This is a genomic window from Devosia geojensis, assembly GCF_000969415.1.
GTDB classification, from domain to species: Bacteria; Pseudomonadota; Alphaproteobacteria; order Rhizobiales; family Devosiaceae; genus Devosia; species Devosia geojensis.
Window position 1 is genome coordinate 56,685 of record NZ_JZEX01000108.1, and the last position, 21,336, is coordinate 78,020.

Genomic DNA, 21,336 nt, shown 5'->3' on the forward strand with positions numbered 1-21,336 from the left:
CTAACTCTAGTTGGCGACTAGGGATTCGGCTCTATAGAACCGGTCTGCCTGCGTTTGCCATGCCCCTGCATGTCGCGCGCAGCGGAAAAGATTTTCATCCCCAGAATGTTAGCATTTCAGTCCGTGGCGCAACAGCGCGGGGCTGCCGACGCGGGACCCTCGACCCATTGACTCGGGCCCTTCGTGCATCTACGACATCGGTGTCGTGACATCGGTGTCATAACGCCGAACCGACATCGCGCAGGAGGGAAAACTGCGACTTGCCTGAAGCGCTAAGAGGCGCAATCGGGCAAGCTCGAAGCGGTTTTCATCAGGCGCGCCAGGGAGGTTTCAGTGGCCACCATCTACGATGTTGCAAAGAAAGCGGGTGTCTCGCCCAAGACCGTCAGCCGTGTCCTCAACGGGGATGCTCCGGTCAACGAGAAGACCCGGGAGGCGGTCCATGCCGCCATGGCCGAGCTGAACTACATTCCTTCGAGCGCCGCGCGCTCCATGCGCTCGCAGAAATCAGGCCTCATCGGCATGATCACCGGCGCCATCAGTGCGTCTCCAAGCGCCGCCGAGGCTATCGGCCTGCCGGAAATCTTCCTCGTGCAGGGCGTGCAGCGGGTGCTTGCCGAGAACGGCATGACCCTGCTCATCTCCGATACGGGCGGCCACCGGGACCGTGTGCCGACCCTTATCAAGACGCTGCTCGAACACCGGGTCGAGGGCCTGATCTATGTCGCCGAATGGCATCAGGAAGTCGACTTCGCCGGCCTTCTGGGCGGGCGTCATGCCGTCCTCGTCAACTGCTTCGATTCTCACGGCACGCCCTCTGTCGTGCCCGACGACGAAGGCGGCCAGCACGCGCTGGTCAGCGCCCTTGTCGCCCGTGGCCACAGGCGTATCGCCTTCCTCACCTTGCCCGAAAGCCTGGTGGCGCGGGGCCTGCGCCTTGCCGGCTACCGGCGGGCGTTGGGGGAGGCAGGCATCGCCTATGACGACGATCTCGTGGTCACCGCCGCCATCAGCGACCCTGCGCACGAGTTCGACTACCTCTGGGACGCGCTCGATCGTGTCCTCAACCTCGATCCGAAGCCTACGGTCATCTGCTGCGCCAACGACAAGATGGCCATGCGCGTCTATGCGCTGCTGCGCGACCGCGGCCTCAAGGTCGGCGAAGACATCTCGGTCGCCGGTTACGACGACTATCGCATCATCACCGAACACATCGATCCGGCGCTGACCAGCGCCGAATTGCCCTATGCCGCCATGGGCATGCGCGGAGCCGAAAAGCTCATGCGCCTTATCGGCGGCACCACCCGGCCCAACGAGCCCCTCAAGGAACTCGTCTCGGGCCCCCTGGCGTGGCGGCATTCCGTCAAGGATCTCAAAGAGACCGTCACGTCGTTCAAAACCCGGAGGAGAGACTTATGAAGCTCGCATTCTTTGGCACGCTGGGGCTGACGACGGCCCTCAGCACGGGCGTCATGGCCCAGACGGAACTGAGCATGTGGTATCACGGCGCCGGCAACCCCGCCGAGCGCGAGGTGCTGGTCGGCATCATCGACGATTTCAATGCCTCGCAGTCCGACTGGGTGGTGAGGCTCCAGGAATTTCCGCAGGCAGCTTATAACGATTCCGTCACCGCCGCCGCGCTCGCCGGCAATCTGCCCGACATCCTCGATGTCGACGGTCCCAACATGCCGAACTGGGCCTGGTCCGGCTACATGCAGCCGCTGCAGCTTTCGGAAGACGCCATCGCCAACTTCCTGCCCGGCGCCATCGGCCGCTGGCAGGGCGAGCTGTACTCCATCGGTCTATGGGACGCGGCCGTCGCCATCTTCGCGCGCCGCTCGGTGCTGGAGGAGAACGGCATCCGCGTGCCGACCCTCGACGAGCCCTGGACGGGCGACGAGTTCAACGCCGCCCTCGACACCCTCAAAGCGACCGGCGATTTCGACTATCCGCTCGACCTCGGCATGGCCGACCAGAGCGAGTGGTATCCGTACGCGTTCAGCCCGTTCCTCCAGAGCTTCGGCGGCGATCTGATCGATCGTGAGACCTACACCAGCGCCGACGGCGTGCTCAACGGCGACGCGGCTCTCGAGTTCGGGGACTGGTGGCAGGGCCTCTTCCAGAACGACCTGGCCCCCGGCACCTCGCAGGACATGGCCGCGCGCGAAACGGGCTTCCTCGACGGGCGATATGCCCTGCAATGGAACGGCAACTGGACCGCTCTTCCCGCCATCGAGAAGTATGGCGACGACATGCTGTTCCTGCCGGCGCCCGATTTCGGCAACGGCCCCAAGATCGGCGCCGCCTCCTGGCAGTTCGGCGTCTCGGCCAACAGCGATCATCCCGATGGCGCGACGGCGTTCATCGAGTTCGCGATCCAGGACAAGTACCTGGCCGCATTCTCCAACGCGACGGGCCTGATCCCCGCGACCTCGACCGCCGCGGCGCTGACCGAGAACTACAAGCCCGGCGGCCAGCTCGAGGTCTTCTATGAGCTTTCGGCCCAGCAGGGTGAGCTGCGTCCGGTGACGCCCGGCTACATCGTCATGTCGCCGCTCTTCCGCAAGGCGCTGGCCGACATCGCCAACGGCGCCGATCCGGCCGACGCGCTCGATGCGGCGACCGACGCCATCGACGCCGATATCGCGCGCAACAACAACTACGGCTTCTAGCCTCCTTCTCCTCCCGAACCTGGCGATCCCGCTCCCGTGGGTGGGGTCGCTTTTTCCGGCACGCCGAGGAATCCCATGTCCGCAAAATCCACGTCGAAGTTGCAGAAGCACACCCTTGCCGGCTGGCTGATGGCCACGCCCGCGGTAGGGCTGATCACGCTGTTCCTGGTGGTGCCGTTCCTCCTTGCCTTCGTCCTTTCCTTCACCAACCAACGGCTGGTCTCGCCCAATCCGACCCAGTTTGTGGGGCTCAGCAATTTCGAGCAGCTTCTCGGCGTCGGCACGCTGATGCTGGAGCCCGAGCGGGACGACGCCGGCGCGATCGTCCGCGATGCGCGAGGCGAGCCGGAATACCCGCGCGTGCGCGACTACACGCGCAACAATCCCGACTATCTGCAATTGAGCGGCATGCGCGAACTTGCGGCAATGTCGTGGGGCGAGAACCGTCTCGTGTTCCTGGCGCGGGACGTCGTCTTCATCAAGGCCGTCCTCAACACCCTGGCCTTCGTCGCGGTGGTCGCGCCCGTGCAAGCCGGGCTCGCGCTGCTCCTGGCCTTGCTCATCAACCAGAAGCTGCGCGGCATAAACGTCTTCCGCACGATCTACTTCATGCCGGTGGTCGTCTCGATCGTCGTCGTATCGCTCCTCTGGCGCTTCATCTATGCCGGCCAGAGCGGCCTTTTGAACACGCTGCTGGGCTTCCTGACCCTGGGTAATTTCCAGCCCGTCGACTGGCTAGGCAATCCAGCCACGGCGCTCTGGTCGATCCTCGCCATGTCCGTCTGGCAGGGCGTCGGCTTCCACATGGTCATCTGGCTCTCGGGCCTGCAGACCATTCCGGAATCCCTCTACGAGGCCGCGGACATCGAGGGCGCGACCGGCTGGCAGAAGTTCCGCTACGTCACCTGGCCGGGGCTGCGCAATACCGCCGTGCTCATCCTCATCGTCATCACCATGCAGGCCTTCTCGCTCTTCTCGCAGATCGACGTGATGACCAAGGGCGGTCCCGTGGATTCGACCCAGTCCATCGTCTTCCAGGCGGTGCAGCGCGGCTATGTCCAGCAGGACATCGCCAGCGGCTCGGCGATCTCGGTGCTGCTGTTCCTCATTGTGCTGACGATCTCGCTTCTTCAACGCTGGCTAACCCGGGAGCGCAACTGATGGCCCTCACCACCCGTCGGTCCCGATTGTCGACCGCCCTGCGCTACGCGCTGCTGGTCGCGGTCGCCCTGGTCTTCGTCTTTCCCATCGTCTTCATGGTGATGTCGTCGCTCAAACCCGACCTGCAGCTGCTGCGCGATACGACCTCGTTCAACGCGTTCCTCCCGGTCGGCGATATCTCGCTCGACAACTACTTCGCTGCCTTCCGGCGCGCGCCGGTGGCGCTCTTCGTCTTCAACTCGATCCTGGTGACCAGCATCACCGTCGCCGTTTCGCTCTTCCTCTGCTCGATGGCGGCGTTCTCATTCGTCTTCCTCAACTGGAAGGGCAGGGACGTGGTGCTCGCCGCGGTCATCGCGACGCTCATCGTTCCCTTCGAGACCATCGCCATTCCGCTGCTGCTGGTGGTCAACAACCTGCCGTGGATCGGCCCCAACGGACTGACGACCGGCTGGCTCAATACCTACCACGTGCAGATCGTCCCCTGGATCGCGGATGCGCTGACGATCTTCCTCTTCGTCCAGTACTTCAAGGATCTGCCCAAGGACCTTGTCGAAGCTGCGCGTATCGACGGCGCCACCTGGTTCCAGGTCTATGCACGCGTCATCGTGCCGATTTCCGGCCCGGTCATCGCCACCGCCGCGATCCTCAAGTTCCTGGCCATGTACAACCAGTATCTCTGGCCGCTCATGGTCACCCAGTCCGAGGCGTTCCGCCCGGTCATGGTCGGGCTGCAATACTTCTTCCAGCTCAACGTCGCCTGGGGGGAGGTCATGGCCTACCTCTCGCTCATCACCCTTCCGGTCCTCGTCTTTTACCTGGCCCTGCAGCGCGCCTTCATCGCCAGCATCGCCTCGACCGGGATCAAGGGCTAACTCTCCAACTGTAGGACTACGAATTGGTACTCGCGCTCAAAGACAAGTGGATCTGGGATTTCTGGCTCGCCCAGGACGGCGACGACTGGCACATCTATTTCCTCCAAGCGGACAAGTCCCTCATCGATCCGGACCTGCGCCACCGCAACGTCACCCAGGGCCATGCGGTCAGCAAGGACCTGAGCGACTGGACCCATCTCGGCACCGGCTTCAAGCCGTCCGAAGGGCCTGCCTGGGATGACTGGACCACCTGGACCGGCTCGGTCCTCAAGGATGATGACGGCCTCTGGCACCTTTTCTACACCGGCACGCCCCATGCCGAGGACGGCATGAAGCAGCGCATCGGGCACGCAACCTCCACCGACATGCACAACTGGCAGCGCGTCGGCGACGGGCTCGCCCTCGATATCTCCGGCCCTGACTACGAGGAGTTCACCCCCGGCCACTGGCACGACCGCGCCTTCCGCGATCCGTGGGTGATGAAGAACCCCAATGGCGACGGCTGGCTCATGTACATGGTCGCCCGCGTGCCCGGCATCGCCGAGCCTAACGCGGGCGGGTCCGTCGGTTTCGCGACCTCCCCAGACCTTTACACCTGGACGCTCCAGCCTCCGGTCTACCGCGGCGGCATGTTCGGCCAGATGGAGGTACCCCAAGTCTTCGAGGTCGACGGACGCTGGTATTGCCTCTTCTGCACCGATGGCAGCCACTGGTCGAACGCCTACAAGGCCTTCAATCCGCAGACGCCGACGCGCGGCAGCCACTACCTCATCGCCGACAATCCCCTTGGCCCCTGGGAAGTCGCTCCCGGTCCGTTCTTCGATTCCGGCAACCGCTACGCCGGCAAGGTCGTGAAGACGGCCGACGGCCTCAAGTACCTCGGCTTCATCCACGACGACGCGGACGGCGAGTTCGTCGGCGAGGTGTGCGACCCGATTCCCGTCAGCGTCGACGAGAACGGGCTCCTCCACCTCCATCCCGAGCGCGTCGCGCCCGGCGCCAAGATCTAAAGGAGGCTGACGACCATGGCGGGTCTGGCTCTCAAGAATATCCACAAGAGCTTCGGCAAAGTCGACGTCATCAAGGGCGTCGACCTGACGGTCGAGCACGGCGAGTTCGTCGTCTTCGTCGGCCCCTCGGGCTGCGGGAAGTCGACGCTCCTGCGCATGATCGCCGGCCTCGAGGACATCACCGACGGCGAGCTCTGGATCGGCGACAAGCTCTGCAACGAGGTGCAGCCGCGCGACCGCCGCATCGCCATGGTCTTCCAGTCCTATGCGCTCTATCCGCATATGACCGCCTACGAGAACGTCGGATTCGGCCTGACGCTGGCAAAGACGCCCAAGGCCGAGCGCGACGCCAAGATCCGCGAAGCCGCGCGTATCCTGCAGATGGAGCACCTGCTCGACAGGAAGCCCGCCCAGCTCTCGGGCGGCCAGCGCCAGCGCGTCGCCATCGGCCGCGCCATCGTGCGCAATCCGGAAGTGTTCCTCTTCGACGAACCGCTTTCCAACCTCGACGCGGCGCTGCGCATGGACATGCGCATGGAGCTCTCCAAGCTCCACCAGGATCTCGGCGCTACCATGATCTACGTCACCCACGATCAGGTCGAGGCCATGACGCTGGCCGACAAGATCGTGGTGCTCAACGGCGGCATCGTCCAGCAGGTCGGCACGCCGATGGAACTCTACCACCGTCCGGCCAACCTCTTCGTCGCCACCTTCATCGGCTCGCCCAAGATGAACCTCATCGAGGTCGAGGTGAAGGAGACAGCCTCCGGCATGATCACCGTGGGTTCGCAGACTCTCGATCCCGTCGCCATCCCGGCGATCGGCGCGGTCAAGCCCGGCGATACCCTGACGCTCGGCTTGCGCTCCCATCACCTGACGCTTGGCGGTGAAGCCCTCACCGGCACCGTTGCCCTGGTGGAGCGCCTCGGCAATGAAACAATCGTCAATCTGGAGGTTGCGGGCGGCAATGCCCTCATTGCCGCGCTCGACGGCGACACCACCATCGAGCGCGGCAGTTCGCTATCCCTCGGCTTTGCGCCGCAGAACGCCATCCTCTTCGATGCCTCGGGCAGGGCGCTGGACGAGGCAGTGATTTGATCGCGCTCGACAATCGAATGGGTTGAGGATCACAGAGGCGTGAAGTAGCTTCGCTGGCCCGGCAGGCAGCAACGAACTGTGCGCAGATGACCCCATTCCACCAGATTCTCGGCAACAATCTGGTCGCCAACATCACCAATTTCACGGTGTGGTTCGCGATAACGTTCTGGGTCTACCTCGAAACGCACTCGGTGTTCGCCACCGGCATGATCGCCGGCGTCTATCTGGTGTTCACCGCCGGCTTCGGCTTCTGGTTCGGCAGCATCGTCGACCACAACACAAAGAAGGTGGCGATGCTGGGCTCCAGCGCGGTCTCGCTGGTTTTCTACGGGCTCTCGCTCGCGATGGTCCTGCTGGAACCGGAGGGCGCGTTCACCGATCCGTACGGGCCCTATCTCTGGGCCTTCGTGCTGCTGGTCATGCTCGGCGTCATTGCCGGCAACATCCGCAGCATCGCGCTGCCGACGCTGGTGACGATCCTCATCCCCGAGGACCGGCGGGACAAGGCCAACGGCCTCGTCGGCATGGTCACCGGCATCGGCTTTCTGACGACGTCGGTCATCAGCGGCTTCCTGGTCGCCTGGGGCGGCATGCTGGCGACCCTCGTGCTGGCGCTCGCCTGCACGCTGCTCGTCTTCGTGCACCTGTCCTTCGTCCGGATCGACGAAGGCCGCGCGCCCGTGTCGCCGGATGCCCCTGCCGAGCCCAAACGCGTCGACATAGCCGGCACCATCCGGGTGATTGCCGCCGTGCCGGGGCTCTTCGCGCTCATCTTCTTTGCCACGTTCAACAATTTCCTGGGCGGCATCTTCATGGCGCTGCTCGACGCCTATGGGCTCTCGCTGGTCTCGGTCCAGGTCTGGGGCCTGCTGTTCGGCGTGCTGTCGACGGCCTTCATCGTCAGCGGCATCATCATTTCGAAGACCGGCCTCGGCAAGAACCCGTTGCGGACCCTGCTGCTGGTCAACCTCATCACCTGGTCGGTCTGCTGCGTCTTCACCATCCAGTCCTCCATCTGGCTGCTGGCGGCCGGCTGTTTCATCTGGATGCTGCTCGGCCCCTATGCGGAAGCCGCCGAGCACACGACGCTGCAGAAGGTCGTGCCGCTCGAGCGGCAGGGCCGCGTCTTCGGCTTTGCTCAGTCCGTCGAGCAGGCGGCCTCGCCGCTGACCGCCTTCCTCATAGGGCCGCTGACCCAGTTCATCTTCATCCCGTTCATGACCGATGGTGCTGGCGCCGACGCCATCGGCGGCTGGTTCGGCACGGGGCCGGAACGCGGCATCGCCCTGGTCTTCACGCTCGCCGGCTTTATCGGCGTGCTGGTGACGATCATCGCATTCAACTCGCGCTACTACCGTGAGCTGTCCGCCGCTTATGCGAACGGGCCGGACGACGACGAGCCCGGCGGCATGCCGGAGCCGAGCCCGGCATAGTCAGGCGCGAAGGGTTGTCACCAGCGGAAGCGTCGCGGATCTTGCAACCGATCCTTCAACCTCCGCAGACGCGTCTGCCCGCGCCTCGATGAGGCCGGCGAACTGCGTCACGGCCTGCGCGATGCGTTCAAGAAGCTGCGGATGGGCGGGTACGCCTTCGGTGAATTCGGCGTCGGAGGCGTAGATCGTCGTCGGACTGACGAGTGCGGAAAAGAAACCGAAGAGCGGCCGCAGCTGGTGCTCGACGACGAGCGCATGCCTGTGTCCGCCGCCCGTCGCGCCGACGAGCACCGGCTTGTTGATGAGCGCGTCGATCTCGACGAGGTCGATCAGGTGCTTGAAGAGGCCGGGATAAGAGCCCTTGTAGACCGGCGTCGCGACGATAAGCGCATCGGCTTCCTCGATCGTCTCCAGCACGCCCCGCGCTTCTTGGTTGAGCTGCGAGCGGAAATAGGCCGAGCCCAGTCCTGTCCCGGCGTCGATCAGGTCGAGCTGGGTGAGGCGGATGGCCGTGCGCTCGGCCAGCTTGTCGCCGAGGAATTCGGCAAGGCCGCGCGATTTCGAGGGCCGATGGGTGTTGCCCGACAGAAGAACGACATGGGGCACGCGAGGAAGAGTGAGAGCGGTCATGGTATTGCTCCGCGAAAGGGGGATGGGGATCAAACTGCCGTGCGGGTCGCCCGGGCGAGGGCGAAGCTGTTGGCGGGGCGGGCGAGACCGAGGTTCTCGCGCAGTGTCGTGCCCTCGTAGTCCTTGCGGAAAAGTCCGCGACGGCGAAGGATCGGCACGACCTGGTCGACGAAATCGGTCAGACCCGTCGGCAGGATGGGTGGCATGATGTTGAAGGCGTCGGCCGCGCCGTTGTCGAACCATTCCTGCATGGCATCGGCGATCTGCTCGGGCGTGCCGACGACCGTGCGGTGGCCGCGGGCTCCTGCGACGGCGAGATAGAACTGGCGCAGCGTGAGATTGTTGCGCTCGACGAGGTCGGTCACGAGCTTCAGCCGGCTCTTGTTGAGCTCGGTGTTCTCGGGCAGCGGCGGCGCCCGGTCGTCGAGCGAATAGCCGGAAAGGTCGACGCCTTTGTAGTGCCGCTGCAGGATGGTCCATGCGATCGATGGATGAATGAGCGACTGGATATAGTCGTAGTTCTCCTGCGCCTCTTTCTCGGTGCCGCCGAGCACCGGGAAGATGCCGGGGCTGATCAGCAGCTCCTCGGGCCGCCGCCCGTAACGGGCGAGCCGACCCTTGACGTCGGAATAGAACTCCTGGGCGTCTTCCAGCGTCTGGTTGGCGGTGAAGATCATCTCGGTGGTGCGCGCCGCGAGCTCGCGCCCCGGTTCGGAGGCGCCCGCCTGCACGATTACCGGATAGCCCTGGATCGGCCGGCCGACATTGAGCGGCCCGCTCACGGTGAAGAATTTCCCCCGGTGGTTGATCTGGTGGACCTTGTCCGGATCGAGGTAGATGCCGTTTTCCTTATCGCGGATGAAGGCGTCGTCCTCGTAGGAATCCCAGAGGCCTTTGACGAGATCGACGAACTCCTCGGCCCGCTCGTAGCGATCCGCATGGGCCGGATGGCCGGGAATGGTGAAGTTCTTCGAGACGTCCGCGCCCGTCGTCACCACGTTCCAGGCCGCCCGGCCCTTGCTGATGTAGTCGAGGGAAGCGAACTTGCGGGCGAGCAGGTATGGGTCCTCGTAGGTCGTCGAGGCGGTGGCGACGAACCCGATATGGCTCGTCACTTGCGAGAGCGCCGCCCAGAGCGTCACCGGCTCGAAATGCGCCCCCCGGCTCGACCGGCGCAGCGCTTCCGGATCCTTGGCCCGCTCCCAGCCGGCCGGACTGTCGGCGACGAAGACAAGGTCGAACTTGCCCCGCTCCGCGGTCTGCGCCAGCTCGCGGTAGTGGTCGATGTTGAGCCCGGCATCGGATTGGGAGGCGGGGTGCCGCCAGGCCGCCACGTGATGCCCGGTCGCCATGATGAAGGCGCCGAGCCGCATCTGCCGTTTGCTTGAAGTCATAGTGAGTCTCCGGGATGAATTTGCGTCACGCCGAGGCGCGGCGCAGGTGGATGGTTCCGTTGGTCAGGCGGCCCTGCGGCCGGGAACTTCGACGCCAAGTCGGTTGAGGAGATGCGTGCGGACCTGAGCGAAGCGTGGGTCCGCATGGTCGCGTGGGGCGGGCAGCTCGATCTTGAGGTCCTCGATGAACCGGCCCCGATCGAGCACGAGAATGCGGTCGGCAAGCGAGATGGCCTCGTCGACGTCATGGGTGACGAGCAGCACGGCCGGCTTGTGCCGCGCGCAGAGCTCGCGCAGGAGGTCGTGCATCTTGAGCCGAGTCAGCGCATCGAGCGCCCCGAACGGCTCGTCGGCTAGGAGGAGCGCGGGATCGCGCACCAGCGAGCGGGCAAGCGCCACACGCTGCTGCTCGCCGCCCGAGAGCTGGATCGGCCAGGCGTCCTCGCGGCCGGCTAGGCCGACTTCGGCGAGCGCCCTGCGGCCCGCCTCCTGCCCGGCGGCTCCCGAGAGTCCGAGCGTCACGTTCTGGATGACGTTGCGCCAGGGCAGGAGTCGCGCGTCCTGGAAGACGACGGAGAGCTTTTCGGGCGTCGCGATGGTGCCCGTCCCCTGGACGTCGTGGTCGAGCTCGGCGAGGGCGCGCAGGAACGTGCTCTTGCCCGATCCGCTCTTGCCGAGCAGGGCGACGAACTCACCCTGCGCGATGTCGAGGTCGACGCCATCGAGGATGGTCGTGCTGCCGAAGCGGCGCGTGAGGCCACGCACCTCGACGGCGTTCAGCTTGCCAGGGTTCGGCGCCATGAGAGGAGCTTCCTTTCGATGAGACGGACAAGGCCGTCGGAGGCGAGGCCGAGGATGGCGTAAACCACGAGGCCGACGAGGATGATCTCGGTCTGCCCGTAGGTGCGTGCGAGCTCGATCATGTAGCCGAGGCCACTGGTGGCGTTGATCTGCTCGACGACGACGAGCGAGACCCAGCAAAGGGTCACGGCGAACCGCAGCCCGAGGAGGAACCCCGGCAGGGCGCCCGGCAGTACTACCTCCCTCAGGAAGTCGCGGCTGCTCATGCGCACGGTTTCGGCGAGCTCGACATAGCGGTTGTCGATGCTGCGCAGCGCGTTATGCGTGTGGATGTAGATCGGTACGATCACGGCGAGGGTGATGATGGTGACCTTCATCGTCTCGCCGATGCCGAGCCAGAGGATGAGCAGCGGGATGAGCGCCAGGGTCGGCACCGCGCGCTTGATCTGGATCGGCCCGTCGATCAGCGCTTCGCCGACCCGGGAGAGTCCCGCGATGACCGCAAGCGCGGTGCCGATGACGATGCCGGTGCTGAGGCCGAGGATGGCCCGGACCGACGAGGTAAGGAAGTTGCTCTGCAGCCGCCCGTCGGCGATCAGCGTGCCGAAGGTCGCGATGACCGTCCACGGCGCGGGCAGGATGCGCGGGTCGATCAGGCCGAAGGCCGATCCCAGCGTCCAGATGACGACGAGTAGGGCAGGGCCGATCTGCAGGCCGAAGGGAATGGCGGGGCCGGGGCCGAGCCGGCGCCGTGTGCGGGGTCGTCCCGCGCCGGTCGAAAATCGGCCCGCCGGGGCGGTTTCGCGCTCGACGGCTAGAACCGGCCGACGTTCGCCGGCGCTCACATAGGTCATCGCAAATCTCCTGGGTCAGGGGTTCTGGGAACTCACCGGGCGGCAGCGAACGCCGCCCCCGCGATCGGTTCGAAACGGCGATCGAAGATCTGCTCGGCGCTGTAGGGCTGGTAGCCGAGCTCTTCGGCGAGGAGGTCGATGGTCTGCTGATGGCGGGCGACAACCTCGTCCCAGGTGGTCGGTACGACCTGCTCGCCGGTCTGCTCGACGATGTATTCGCCGTCGTCCCGCGTCAGGCCCTGGTCCTTGACGTAGTACTCGTCGATCCAGACCTGCGGGTTCTCGTTGACCCAGCGGGTGGCCCGGGCCCAGAGCCCCACATATTGGGCGAGAGCGGCGGCCTTGGCCGGATCGTCCAGCACCCATTGCGGGGAATAGAGATGGCCCGGATCGTCCCGCAGGCCGTGCGAGATGGTAGTGGCGCCGTCCCGGCCGTATTGAGCCAGATAGCGCCGGATGTTGACGCCGCCGATCGGCGCGATGTCGACCTGCTTGCTGGCGAGCGCCACCGGATAGACGTCGCCGGTCGAAGGCAGCTCGACAAGGGTCACGTCGCTTTTGCTCAGCCCCGCCGCCTGCAATGCGCGCAGCACCAGCGCACCCTGCGCCTGGCCTGGGCTGAAGGCGATGCGCTTGCCGCGGAAATCCTCGAGGGTCTTGACCTCGACGCCCGGCGCAATGCCGAACTGATAGATCGGGTGCGCGATCGGGTCGCGCCGCTCGCGGTAGGCGATGTTGCGCACAGGCAGGTTGTTCCAGTTGGCGAAGATCGATGGGATTTCCGCCACTGATCCGACATCCAGCGCCCTCGCGCGGAATGCCTCGGAGGTCTGCGGCCCGCCGCTGATGTTGACCCATTCCACCTCGAAGGTGAGTTCGTCGATGAGCCCGGAAACCTCCAGGGCTTTTTGTGTCTGGGGATCGCCGATGACGAGCTTGGTGCCGGGCGGTATCTCCGAAAGCAGCGGCGCCGGGTCGTTCGCGTGGGCTGCGTCCAAGCCCAATGCAGCGGCGAAAGCGAGCGCGGCGAGGGGGCCGATCCGCGTGAACTTCAAAGTCATGTTCCCTTCCAATCCCGAATGGCAGCGAGGATGAGAAGGATAGAATTGGGTGCTGTTAAATTCTATAGATTTAGTAGAATTAAGTGTCCAACAAGAGGCCACGCGGTGAGAAAGAAGCTTTCGCTCCTCGCGATCCGATTAGAAAGAAGCCATCACGGGCACGTGAAAGCAATGCGCACGAGCTTCAAATCGAACGTATCGTGCCGCCGTCTACGCGCACCAGCGAACCGGTGACGTAGGATGCCCGTTCGCTGACGAGGAACGCCACGACATCGGCGAGCTCCTCCGGCCTGCCGTAGCGGCCCGCCGGGATCGTCGCGAGCGAGGCCTTGCGCACGTCTTCGACGGATTTGCCGAGCCGCTTGGCGGTCGCCGCGTCGAGCTCGTCGACGCGATCGGTATGGATGCGCCCCTGCACCACGACGTTGACCGTCACGCCATCCGCCGCGACTTCGCTCGCCAGCGTCTTGCTCCAGCCGACCAGCGATTGCCGCAACGCGTTGGAAAGGGCGAGGCGCGGAATGGGGGATTCGACGCCGGAGGAGGTCAGCGTGACGACGCGCCCCCATTTGCGCTCGACCATACCGGGCAGCATTGCCTGCGTGATGGCGATGAGGGGCGATACCATCACGCCGAACTGCTTCTCGAATGTTGCCGCTTCGATCTCGCGCGCCTCGCCCGGAGGCGGCCCACCCGAATTGTTGACGACGATGTCGACGCCGCCTTGTGCTGCGAGGGAGGCGATAAGTTGCGCGACCGATCCGGAGTCCGCCAGGTCCAGCGCAGCGGCAACGATCTCTCCCGTCGCGCCGGCTTCGAGCTCCTTGTTGAGCGCTCCGATGGCGTCGGTCGAACGCGCCGCGCCGATGACGTGAGCGCCCTCGTTGCCCAGCGCTACGGCAATCGCCGCGCCGAGCCCCTTGCTTGCCCCGATGACAAGTGCGCGCTTGCCGTCCAGCCCCAGTTTCATGCGCCGATCTCCTGCAGCCGGCGTTCCTGGCGCGCCAGTAGCCGCTCGACGTCGGCGACGTCGGCAGGCGAAAGCGCGGCTCCCGGCTTGCGCAGCTTGCCTGTCGCGATCACGCCCCGCTTGGCCAGCACGTATTTGCGGCAGGCGAGGCCGATCCCCTGCTGCTGCTCGTAGCGGGCAAGCGGCAGGTAGGCATCGAAGATGTCATGCGCCCGCTCCGCATCGCCCTTCTGGTACTCGGAAACGACGCCGACCATCATTTCAGGGTAGCAGAACCCCGTCATCGCCCCATCGGCGCCGCGTCCCATCTCCTCGGGCAGGAACAACCCGCCATTGCCGCAGAGGATGGAGATGCGCCGCGTCTCCCCCTTGTCGCTCGAGGCGCGCAGCGCGCTGATCTTGGAAAGGCCCGGCCAGTCCTCGTGCTTGAGCATCACGCAGGTCGGCACGTCGCGCACGATCCGCTCGATAACCTTGGGTGCGATGGTGACGTTGGTGGTCAGCGGATAGTCCTGCAGCACGAACGGCACGGGCCCAAGCGCCTCGCCGACGGACGCATAGTAATTGTAGACCTGGTCGTCGGTCGAAAGCGTCCATGGCGGCGCGACCATCACCCCGGCCGCACCCATGTCCATCACCGCGTCGGTCAGCTCGCGCATCGGCGCCAGGCCCGGCGCCGAGACCCCGACGACCACCGGCAGCCGGTCCCCGGCGCGCGCGACCACCCGTTGGGCAAGTTCGCGCGATTCGGCGGCGGTGAGCTTGGGTGCTTCGCCAAGCTGACCGAGGATAGTCAGCCCCGTCGCGCCTGCTTCCGCGTAGAAATCGACCATCCGGTCGATGCTGGCGAGATCGACGGCTCCGTCGTCGCCGAACGGCGTGACGGCGATGATGTAGACGCCCTTGGCGTCTTCGGTCAGCAGCGGCATGGCTGGTCTCCAGGCATTAAGGTCAGTCGGACCAATAGAGGGCATCCGGATTGCGCACGAAAACGGTCTCGTGGCAATGCCGGGGCAGGGCGTCGAGGGCGAGCGCGACGAGGTCATCCTCCTCGGGCATCGCCTCGAAGAGCTCGGTATGCGGCCAGTCGCTGCCCCAGAGCAGCCGCTCGGGGTGGGTGGCGGCAAGACCCGCAACGACCTCGCGATAGCCGTCGCGGCGCGTATTGTCGCGCAGCCGATAGGGCGCGGTGATCTTGAGAAGCACGGTTCCGCCGTCCAGCACGCGCCGCAGGGCCGCCAAAACATTGCCTGGCTCATCGAGTGGCATGAAGGCAAGGTGATCGATCACGGCGGTCAGACCCGTCCGGCGCCCGATGCCGGCGACCACATCGAGGCTGTTCGGCTTGACCTGGAACTGAAGATGCCATCCGTGCCGGGCGATGCGGGGACCAAGAGCCTCGATCGCCTCCAGCCCGATGCCTGCCTTGTTGGTCAGGTTGATCCGGATGCCGCGCACGCCGAGGCGGCGAAGGCGGGCAAGTTCGGCATCGCCCGCCGTTCCGTCGATGACGACGACGCCGCGCAGGCGCTTGGGTTCGGCCGCGAGCGCGGTCAGCAGCACGCTGTTGTCGAGCCCGTAGACGCTCGGTTGCACGACGATGCCGCGCGCGATGTTGAAGCTTTCCGCCAGCGCCAGCCAGCCCGCCAGTGTCTCGGGTCGCGGCGTATAGCTGCGCACGGCGGCCAGGGGGGCGTCTGCGGCAAAGACGTGCAGATGGCTGTCGCAGGTGCCGTCGGGCAGCTTGATGCCCGCGCGGTTGCGTAGCGGCCTCGGCGGCAGGCAGAGCGCGGCTTCGGTCAAGCTAGCCATCGACTCCGTCCTGCAGGAAATCGAAGTCGACGCCGTCATCGGCCTGCATCACGTGCTCCTGGTAGAGACGGGCGTAGCCCCGACGCTCAGCGGAGGGGCGCGGCTCCAGCGCCGCCATGCGGGCCTCCAGTTCTTCGGGGGGAACCAGAAGCTCGAGCCGGCGCGCCGGCACGTCCAGGCGAATGCGGTCGCCGGTCCTGACGATGGCCAGCGGCCCTCCGTCGGCGGCCTCGGGCGTGACGTGCAGAATGACGGTGCCGAAGGCGGTGCCGCTCATGCGCGCGTCGGAAATGCGCACCATGTCCTTGACGCCTTGCCGCGCCAGGTGGCGAGGAATGGGGATGTAACCGGCCTCGGGCATCCCCGGCGCGCCCTTGGGGCCGGCATTGCGCAGCACGAGAACGTCGTCGGCGGCGATGGCGAGGGTTTCGTCGTCGTCGAGACGGCGCGTCATGTCCTCGACGGATTCGAAGACGACCGCACGGCCTTCATGGACCTGCAGGGCGGGAGACGCCGCCGAATGCTTGATGACGGCGCCGCGCGGGGCAAGATTGCCCGAGAGCACGGCAATCGCGCCGGTTTCCGACACGGGCTGCGTACGGCGGCGGATGATGTGCTCTTCGTGGCGGGCAGGCAGTTTCGCGACGGCGTCCGCGATGGTCCCGCCGAAAGCACGCGGCGCGGAAAGGTCCAGTACGTCCGCGATCTCGGAGAGAAGCCGCGGCACGCCGCCGGCTGCGTGGAACTCGCCCATATAGGCGACGCCCGAAGGTTTGAGGTCCACCAGCACGGGCACCTCGCGCCCCAGCCTGTCGAGTTCGGCCATGTCGAGCTTGCGGCCAAGTCGACCGTAGACGGCCGCCAGATGCACCACCGCATTGGTCGATCCGCCGAGCGCCTGCAGCACGGCAAGGCCATTGCGCAGGGCAGACGGCGTCAGCACTTCGGCCGCCGTCGGGCCATCATGCGCCATGGCCACCGCGGCCCGGCCGGTTTCTTCTGCGATGCGCACCCGCTCGGCAGAAGTTGCCGGCGCCGACCCGGACATCGGAAGCGCCAACCCCATCGCTTCGACGAGGCAGGCCATGGTGGAAGCCGTGCCCATCACGGTACAGGTGCCGACCGAACTCACCAGCCGCCCGTTGATCTCGCCGATCTCCTCGCCGTCGATTGTGCCAGCGCGGTACTGGCCCCATATGCGCCGGCAATCGGTGCAGGCCCCCAGCCGCTCGCCGCGATGGTTGCCGGTCTCCATCGGCCCGGTGGGCAGGATGATGGCCGGCACCTCGCTGCTGGCCGCCGCCATCATCTGGGCGGGGATGGTCTTGTCGCACCCGCCGATCAGGATGACCGCATCCATGGGCTGGGCGCGCACCATCTCCTCGGTTTCCATGGCCATCAAATTGCGCAGGAACATGGACGTAGGCGCCGCGAAGCTCTCGTGGATCGACATGGTCGGGAAGACCATGGGCATGCCGCCCGCCAGCATCACGCCGCGCTTGGCCGCTTCGATCAGTTGCGGCACGTTGCCGTGGCATGGGTTGTAGTCGGAATAGGTGTTGGCGATGCCGACGATCGGCCTGTCGAGCGCGTCGTCGGAATACCCCATGGCCTTAATGAAGGCCTTGCGCAGGAAGAGCGAGAATTCCTCGTCCCCATAGCTCGTCAGTCGCCTGCGAAGTCCGCGCGTCAAACCATACCTCCCGGCGGATCTCCGCTGTTCATGTCCCGGGCATTCCAACAGGGGCATCTCAGATTGTCAATAAAAAACCCGGATAGGCATTTCCCGAGGCCATATACCCTCTCGAAAAATCGCCGGAAAATTCTTGACTCCTGCCTCTCCGTTGGGATTGGCGATGTGCACTGTCTGTGCAATATTATTGATAAAAATCACGGAGTCGGATTTTGAAGGTTGGAGTGATCGGCGCAGGCTGGGTGACACAGTACCACTTGCCCGGATGGCGGGCGCGCCCGGATGCGCGCGTGGTTGCGATCTGCGATCCCGATATCGCCGCCGCGCAGGCGCGCGCCGAAGCGTTCGGCATACCGGCGGTTTATGAGAGCGCCGATGCGATGCTGGCCGGGGAGGCGCTCGATTGCCTCGATGTCTGCTCTCCGCGCGAAAGCCACCCCGCCGACGTGCGTCGCGGCTTGGCGAACGGACTTGCCGTGCTCTGCCAGAAGCCCTTGGCCCCGACGCTGCCTGCAGCGGTGCGACTCGTCGCCGAGATCGGCGATGCCCGCGTGATGGTTCACGAGAACTGGCGCTTCCGGCCCTACTATCGCCGGCTGCACGGATGGTTGGGCGAGGGGGCGGTCGGCTCGGTTCGCGCGGTGCGGCTCGAATTCCACTCGAGCGGCATGCTGCCCGACGAGACGGGCGCACGGCCGGCGCTTGTGCGCCAACCTTTCTTTCGTCGGCTCGAGCGGCTGCTGGTGATGGAGGTGCTGATCCACCACATCGACACCTTGCGCTTCCTTCTGGGAGAGCTCGATCTCGAGAGCGCGTGGCTGTCGCGCAGCAATGACGAGATCGTGGGCGAGGACGTGGCGATCCTGCGCCTCAGGCGGCGCATCGATGGGGCTCCAGTCGATATCTGGGGCAACCTTGCCGTTCACGGAGCCCCGCCCGCGCCCGTCGATCGGCTGTGGATCCATGGAGAGGCAGCAACGGCGCAGCTCGACGGGACGGACCTTCGTTTGATCGGGCCGAAGGAGAGGACGGAGCGGTTCGATCCCGCGACGAGCTATCAGGCCGCCTATAGCGATGCCATCGCCCATTTCCTCGACTGCCTTCGCGAGGGCAGTCCGTTCGAGACCAATCCGGTGGACAATCTGGAGACGCTGCGCATCGTCGAGGCGGCCTACGCCACGAGTGGATTTCAAGCTACCCGGCAAAGCTGATAGAAACGCGACAGTAAACCCTGCACCCTGGATGTGCCGATGATGAGCGAGCTTGACCGCACCGAGCACGAGGACGAGCGCATCGTGCGCGCGCTGGAAGAAGACATCATCTTCGGCCGGCTGGCGCCCGGCACGCGGCTGACCGAGGATTCCCTGCTCTCGCGGTTTCCGGTTACCCGCCATTTCGTGCGCCAGGCCCTGGTGCAGCTCGAGCAGATGGGCGTCGTGGTGCGCGAGCGCAACAAGGGCGCGACCGTCCGCTCGCTCACGGCCGACGAAGTGCGCCAGATCTATGCCGTTCGCGAACTGGTGCAACGACAGGCGGCCTTGCTCATTCCTCTGCCCGCTCGGCAATCGCTGATCGACGAACTGTTGGCGATCCACAAGGAGCATGGCGAGCACATCGAATCCGGATATCTGCGCGGCGTGCACGAGACCAATGACCGCTTCCATCTCACCCTGTTCGGGGCGTGCGGCAACAAGTACCTGGTTCAGACGATCGAGCTCTACATGCGCTTCAGCCTGCCGGTCCGCGCCAACTCCATGTCCGATCGGTCGGCGCTCGATATCGCCCACAGCCAGCACGCCCTGATGATCGAGATGCTGAAAGGCCGGGATAACTGGGTCCTCGCCCAGCTCTGCGTCGACCACCTCCAGCCGAGCAAGAAGCGCTACATCGAACTCGTCGAAACCTGAAAAACGAGGCGCCCGCCCGGGAGGAGGGCGGGCGCCGGGTGCCGCAGGCGCGAGTATCACCACTCGAGCCGGAGGAGCGACACGCCTTGTCGCGGCAGCTGGACCGAGAGGACCGCCTTGCCGTCCTTCGCCTCGACCGTGCCCGTTTCCAGGGTTGCCAGTTTGCCCGCGGCCTCGAGCCGCGCGTAGTCGGCGCCCGTCACGTCCTGGGGCGAGCCCATCTGTTTCCAGACGCCGAAGGCGTTGGAATGATCCTTGTCCATGCGGTAATGACTGAGCGAGAGGTTGCCGGCCGGCAACCCCGCCAATGCCACCGACACGTTCGCTGCTCCATCCTCGACATCGTCGTCATGATAGTTCCAGACGAGAACGCTGACGCCCTTGTCGTCGCGCGTGGCGACGGCGTTGACGTCGGCCTGCTCGCGCACGCCGTGTTCGAGAATGGTCTGCAGGTCGAGGGCGTGGTCGCTCTTTGCCTCGATCCACTCGCCCTTGAGCATGCCGAGCATGCGGAAGGCATTGAGCACCGCTTTGTCGACGCCGTTGGTCGCGAGGTCGCGGAAGCCGTCGAACCAGGGCTGCTCTTCGAAGAGGAAGGCCCAGGTCACCGCGCCCTCGATCTCTATCCCCGCACGCTGTGAAATTTCGTACGTGCGCAGCATGCTTTCAACGACATATGCCCCGTAAAGGGGACCATTCCGGTAACCGTTCTGGGGGTGAATCCGCGCCGAACACGCTGCGCACCCTTCCGGATCGGACTCGCCGATCACCGTCGGCAGATGCCTGAGGGTCGGAAACTCGTTGACGATCGAAAGATTGGTCTCGATGTCCCGCAGCTGCTTGGCGACGCCCATGCGCACGTGGTCCTTCCAGATCACCGGATTGCCCTTGGCGTGGAAGGCGATGAAGTCGATGGGGCTGTCGTTCTCGACGACGAGCCGCAGGAATTCGCGCAGGAACGTTTGCGCGCGCGGGTTGGAGAACGCGCCGCAAGTATGCGGGCCGCCGACGCGGGCGCCGGGCAGGGCGCGTTTGATGGCCTTGGCAGTGACGTCGTAAAGCTCCCAGAACTGGGCCACGGTTCCCTTCCAATAGGCTCCGTCCGGCTCGTTCCACACCTCCCACGGCCATGACAGCACTTTTTCCTCACCGTAACGGTCGGCCAGGTGCCGCGCCCAGGCATGGATCAGCCCGCCCCACTTCTTGAGATCGTTGGGTGGCGCGGCCCAGCCGGTGGTGATCGTGCCGTAGTCGCCGCCGATGGACCATTTGTGCCGGTAAGGCCCCGGATCGTCGGAGAGAGCCTCCGGCGTGAACCCGACCTGGATGAGGGGAATGTTCCCGGCTTCGACATAGGCGTCGAAGATATTGTCCATGATCGTCCAGTCGTAGACCGGATTGCCGTTCGCATCTTCGGTATAGGCGTTGGTCGAGCCCCACTTGAGGGCATACTTGCCATCGCCCGAGGTCAGGAGATTATGGGTACGCACGCGCACCGGCTCGGGGCTGAGTTCCGTGAGCTCCTTCAGCAGCTTCTTGCCGTTCGCCGTATAGGTGTAGTTGGGCTCGTCGTACCCGAACCAGTTCCAGAGCGGCCGATAGGCGCCTCGGCTCGTGCCTGCGTCGACGTCGATGGTGACGTCATACGTCGTAGTCATCCGGTTTCTCCAGCCTCGTTGAGTCGGTCGCGTCGACGGCTCCGTGCCGGCCGCGCCATGGTCGCAACGTAACCCAGTCGCTACTTTTGTCAATAATACGAGCCGGTATTATCGGCGAAAGTTCGGTCGCACCGCTGCTATGGCGTATTTTCCTCCGTGTTTTGTCGATAATCGTATTGCCATTCAATTGAGAATTGTCGATAAAGAAGGTGGACCGGCGCCATGGAGGATAATGGCGCCGCGTCTCCAACAGAGGGGAGCGGCGAGGGTGCGATGCCCGGACGCCGCCCAGCCCGCCGGGTGCGGG

The 21,336-nt window shown here is 65.2% G+C and carries 19 protein-coding genes; 9 read left to right on the forward strand and 10 right to left on the reverse strand.

Annotation, left to right across the window (positions count from 1 at the left end; all coding sequences use genetic code 11):
- Positions 1 to 333 precede the first annotated feature (333 nt).
- The 7 genes from VE25_RS11080 (at position 334) to VE25_RS11110 (ending at position 8,249) form a co-directional block, all read left to right on the forward strand.
- Positions 334 to 1,419: a LacI family DNA-binding transcriptional regulator gene (locus VE25_RS11080; protein ID WP_046108679.1), complete on the forward strand. Its 1,086-nt coding sequence runs from the start codon at positions 334 to 336 to the stop codon at positions 1,417 to 1,419.
- Positions 1,416 to 2,672 carry an ABC transporter substrate-binding protein gene (locus VE25_RS11085; RefSeq protein WP_046108680.1) on the forward strand — a complete coding sequence of 419 codons (1,257 nt, stop codon included), beginning with the start codon at positions 1,416 to 1,418 and terminating at the stop codon, positions 2,670 to 2,672. The genes VE25_RS11080 and VE25_RS11085 overlap by 4 nt, the downstream gene beginning before the upstream one ends.
- Positions 2,673 to 2,747: 75 nt before the next feature.
- Complete coding sequence (locus VE25_RS11090; protein ID WP_046108681.1) at positions 2,748 to 3,833, forward strand: carbohydrate ABC transporter permease; 1,086 nt, start codon at positions 2,748 to 2,750, stop codon at positions 3,831 to 3,833.
- Entirely contained in the window at positions 3,833 to 4,708 is an 876-nt protein-coding gene (locus VE25_RS11095; protein WP_046108682.1) for a carbohydrate ABC transporter permease, read from the forward strand. Before VE25_RS11090 ends, VE25_RS11095 begins: the two co-directional genes overlap by 1 nt.
- A gap of 23 nt (positions 4,709 to 4,731) precedes the next feature.
- Positions 4,732 to 5,718: a glycoside hydrolase family protein gene (locus VE25_RS11100; RefSeq protein WP_046108683.1), complete on the forward strand. Its 987-nt coding sequence runs from the start codon at positions 4,732 to 4,734 to the stop codon at positions 5,716 to 5,718.
- Positions 5,719 to 5,733: 15 nt separating this feature from the next.
- Positions 5,734 to 6,816, forward strand: coding sequence for an ABC transporter ATP-binding protein (locus tag VE25_RS11105; protein ID WP_046108684.1), 1,083 nt, complete (start codon positions 5,734 to 5,736; stop codon positions 6,814 to 6,816).
- 86 nt (positions 6,817 to 6,902) lie between these two features.
- Positions 6,903 to 8,249, forward strand: coding sequence for an MFS transporter (locus tag VE25_RS11110; RefSeq protein ID WP_046108685.1), 1,347 nt, complete (start codon positions 6,903 to 6,905; stop codon positions 8,247 to 8,249).
- On the opposite strand, the gene msuE is transcribed toward VE25_RS11110, so the two are convergent.
- The 9 genes from msuE to VE25_RS11155 form a co-directional block, all read right to left on the reverse strand.
- Entirely contained in the window at positions 8,250 to 8,879 is a 630-nt protein-coding gene (gene msuE, locus VE25_RS11115; protein ID WP_244466905.1) for an FMN reductase, read from the reverse strand.
- A 29-nt stretch (positions 8,880 to 8,908) separates the two neighbouring features.
- Positions 8,909 to 10,273: an LLM class flavin-dependent oxidoreductase gene (locus VE25_RS11120; protein WP_046108686.1), complete on the reverse strand. Its 1,365-nt coding sequence runs from the start codon at positions 10,271 to 10,273 to the stop codon at positions 8,909 to 8,911.
- A 63-nt stretch (positions 10,274 to 10,336) separates the two neighbouring features.
- On the reverse strand, positions 10,337 to 11,074 hold the full coding sequence (locus VE25_RS11125) for an ABC transporter ATP-binding protein (RefSeq protein ID WP_046108687.1): 738 nt from the start codon (positions 11,072 to 11,074) through the stop codon (positions 10,337 to 10,339).
- Positions 11,050 to 11,928 (reverse strand): ABC transporter permease, encoded by an 879-nt coding sequence (locus tag VE25_RS11130; protein ID WP_046108688.1) that lies wholly within the window; start codon positions 11,926 to 11,928, stop codon positions 11,050 to 11,052. Before VE25_RS11130 ends, VE25_RS11125 begins: the two co-directional genes overlap by 25 nt.
- A gap of 32 nt (positions 11,929 to 11,960) precedes the next feature.
- Positions 11,961 to 12,989: an ABC transporter substrate-binding protein gene (locus VE25_RS11135; protein ID WP_046108689.1), complete on the reverse strand. Its 1,029-nt coding sequence runs from the start codon at positions 12,987 to 12,989 to the stop codon at positions 11,961 to 11,963.
- 184 nt (positions 12,990 to 13,173) lie between these two features.
- Positions 13,174 to 13,959, reverse strand: a complete 786-nt coding sequence (locus VE25_RS11140; protein WP_046108690.1) for an SDR family oxidoreductase — start codon at positions 13,957 to 13,959, stop codon at positions 13,174 to 13,176.
- Positions 13,956 to 14,888 carry a dihydrodipicolinate synthase family protein gene (locus VE25_RS11145; protein WP_046108691.1) on the reverse strand — a complete coding sequence of 311 codons (933 nt, stop codon included), beginning with the start codon at positions 14,886 to 14,888 and terminating at the stop codon, positions 13,956 to 13,958. Before VE25_RS11145 ends, VE25_RS11140 begins: the two co-directional genes overlap by 4 nt.
- Positions 14,889 to 14,910: 22 nt before the next feature.
- A complete protein-coding gene (locus tag VE25_RS11150) occupies positions 14,911 to 15,771 on the reverse strand; it encodes an amidohydrolase family protein (RefSeq protein WP_046108692.1) in 861 nt (286 codons plus the stop codon).
- Positions 15,764 to 17,464, reverse strand: a complete 1,701-nt coding sequence (locus VE25_RS11155; RefSeq protein WP_046108693.1) for an IlvD/Edd family dehydratase — start codon at positions 17,462 to 17,464, stop codon at positions 15,764 to 15,766. Before VE25_RS11155 ends, VE25_RS11150 begins: the two co-directional genes overlap by 8 nt.
- Before the next feature lie 224 nt (positions 17,465 to 17,688).
- Between VE25_RS11155 and VE25_RS11160 the strand changes: the two genes are divergently transcribed.
- On the forward strand, positions 17,689 to 18,675 hold the full coding sequence (locus VE25_RS11160) for a Gfo/Idh/MocA family protein (protein ID WP_244466906.1): 987 nt from the start codon (positions 17,689 to 17,691) through the stop codon (positions 18,673 to 18,675).
- Between the two features lie 39 nt (positions 18,676 to 18,714).
- A complete protein-coding gene (locus VE25_RS11165; protein ID WP_046108695.1) occupies positions 18,715 to 19,371 on the forward strand; it encodes a GntR family transcriptional regulator in 657 nt (218 codons plus the stop codon).
- 56 nt (positions 19,372 to 19,427) lie between these two features.
- Here VE25_RS11165 and VE25_RS11170 read toward each other — a convergent pair whose 3' ends face one another.
- On the reverse strand, positions 19,428 to 21,029 hold the full coding sequence (locus VE25_RS11170) for a GH39 family glycosyl hydrolase (protein ID WP_046108696.1): 1,602 nt from the start codon (positions 21,027 to 21,029) through the stop codon (positions 19,428 to 19,430).
- Positions 21,030 to 21,336: the final 307 nt, after the last annotated feature.

What these genes read in the sequence shown, in the direction of transcription:
- VE25_RS11085 (WP_046108680.1), top strand. Translation starts at nt 1,416, where the DNA reads ATGAAGCTCGCATTCTTTGGCACGCTGGGGCTGACGACGGCCCTCAGC.
- VE25_RS11090 (WP_046108681.1), top strand. Translation starts at nt 2,748, where the DNA reads ATGTCCGCAAAATCCACGTCGAAGTTGCAGAAGCACACCCTTGCCGGC.
- VE25_RS11095 (WP_046108682.1), top strand. Translation starts at nt 3,833, where the DNA reads ATGGCCCTCACCACCCGTCGGTCCCGATTGTCGACCGCCCTGCGCTAC.
- VE25_RS11105 (WP_046108684.1), top strand. Translation starts at nt 5,734, where the DNA reads ATGGCGGGTCTGGCTCTCAAGAATATCCACAAGAGCTTCGGCAAAGTC.
- VE25_RS11110 (WP_046108685.1), top strand. Translation starts at nt 6,903, where the DNA reads ATGACCCCATTCCACCAGATTCTCGGCAACAATCTGGTCGCCAACATC.
- msuE (WP_244466905.1), bottom strand. Translation starts at nt 8,879, where the DNA reads ATGACCGCTCTCACTCTTCCTCGCGTGCCCCATGTCGTTCTTCTGTCG.
- VE25_RS11120 (WP_046108686.1), bottom strand. Translation starts at nt 10,273, where the DNA reads ATGACTTCAAGCAAACGGCAGATGCGGCTCGGCGCCTTCATCATGGCG.
- VE25_RS11125 (WP_046108687.1), bottom strand. Translation starts at nt 11,074, where the DNA reads ATGGCGCCGAACCCTGGCAAGCTGAACGCCGTCGAGGTGCGTGGCCTC.
- VE25_RS11130 (WP_046108688.1), bottom strand. Translation starts at nt 11,928, where the DNA reads ATGACCTATGTGAGCGCCGGCGAACGTCGGCCGGTTCTAGCCGTCGAG.
- VE25_RS11135 (WP_046108689.1), bottom strand. Translation starts at nt 12,989, where the DNA reads ATGACTTTGAAGTTCACGCGGATCGGCCCCCTCGCCGCGCTCGCTTTC.
- VE25_RS11140 (WP_046108690.1), bottom strand. Translation starts at nt 13,959, where the DNA reads ATGAAACTGGGGCTGGACGGCAAGCGCGCACTTGTCATCGGGGCAAGC.
- VE25_RS11145 (WP_046108691.1), bottom strand. Translation starts at nt 14,888, where the DNA reads ATGCCGCTGCTGACCGAAGACGCCAAGGGCGTCTACATCATCGCCGTC.
- VE25_RS11150 (WP_046108692.1), bottom strand. Translation starts at nt 15,771, where the DNA reads ATGGCTAGCTTGACCGAAGCCGCGCTCTGCCTGCCGCCGAGGCCGCTA.
- VE25_RS11165 (WP_046108695.1), top strand. Translation starts at nt 18,715, where the DNA reads ATGATGAGCGAGCTTGACCGCACCGAGCACGAGGACGAGCGCATCGTG.
- VE25_RS11170 (WP_046108696.1), bottom strand. Translation starts at nt 21,029, where the DNA reads ATGACTACGACGTATGACGTCACCATCGACGTCGACGCAGGCACGAGC.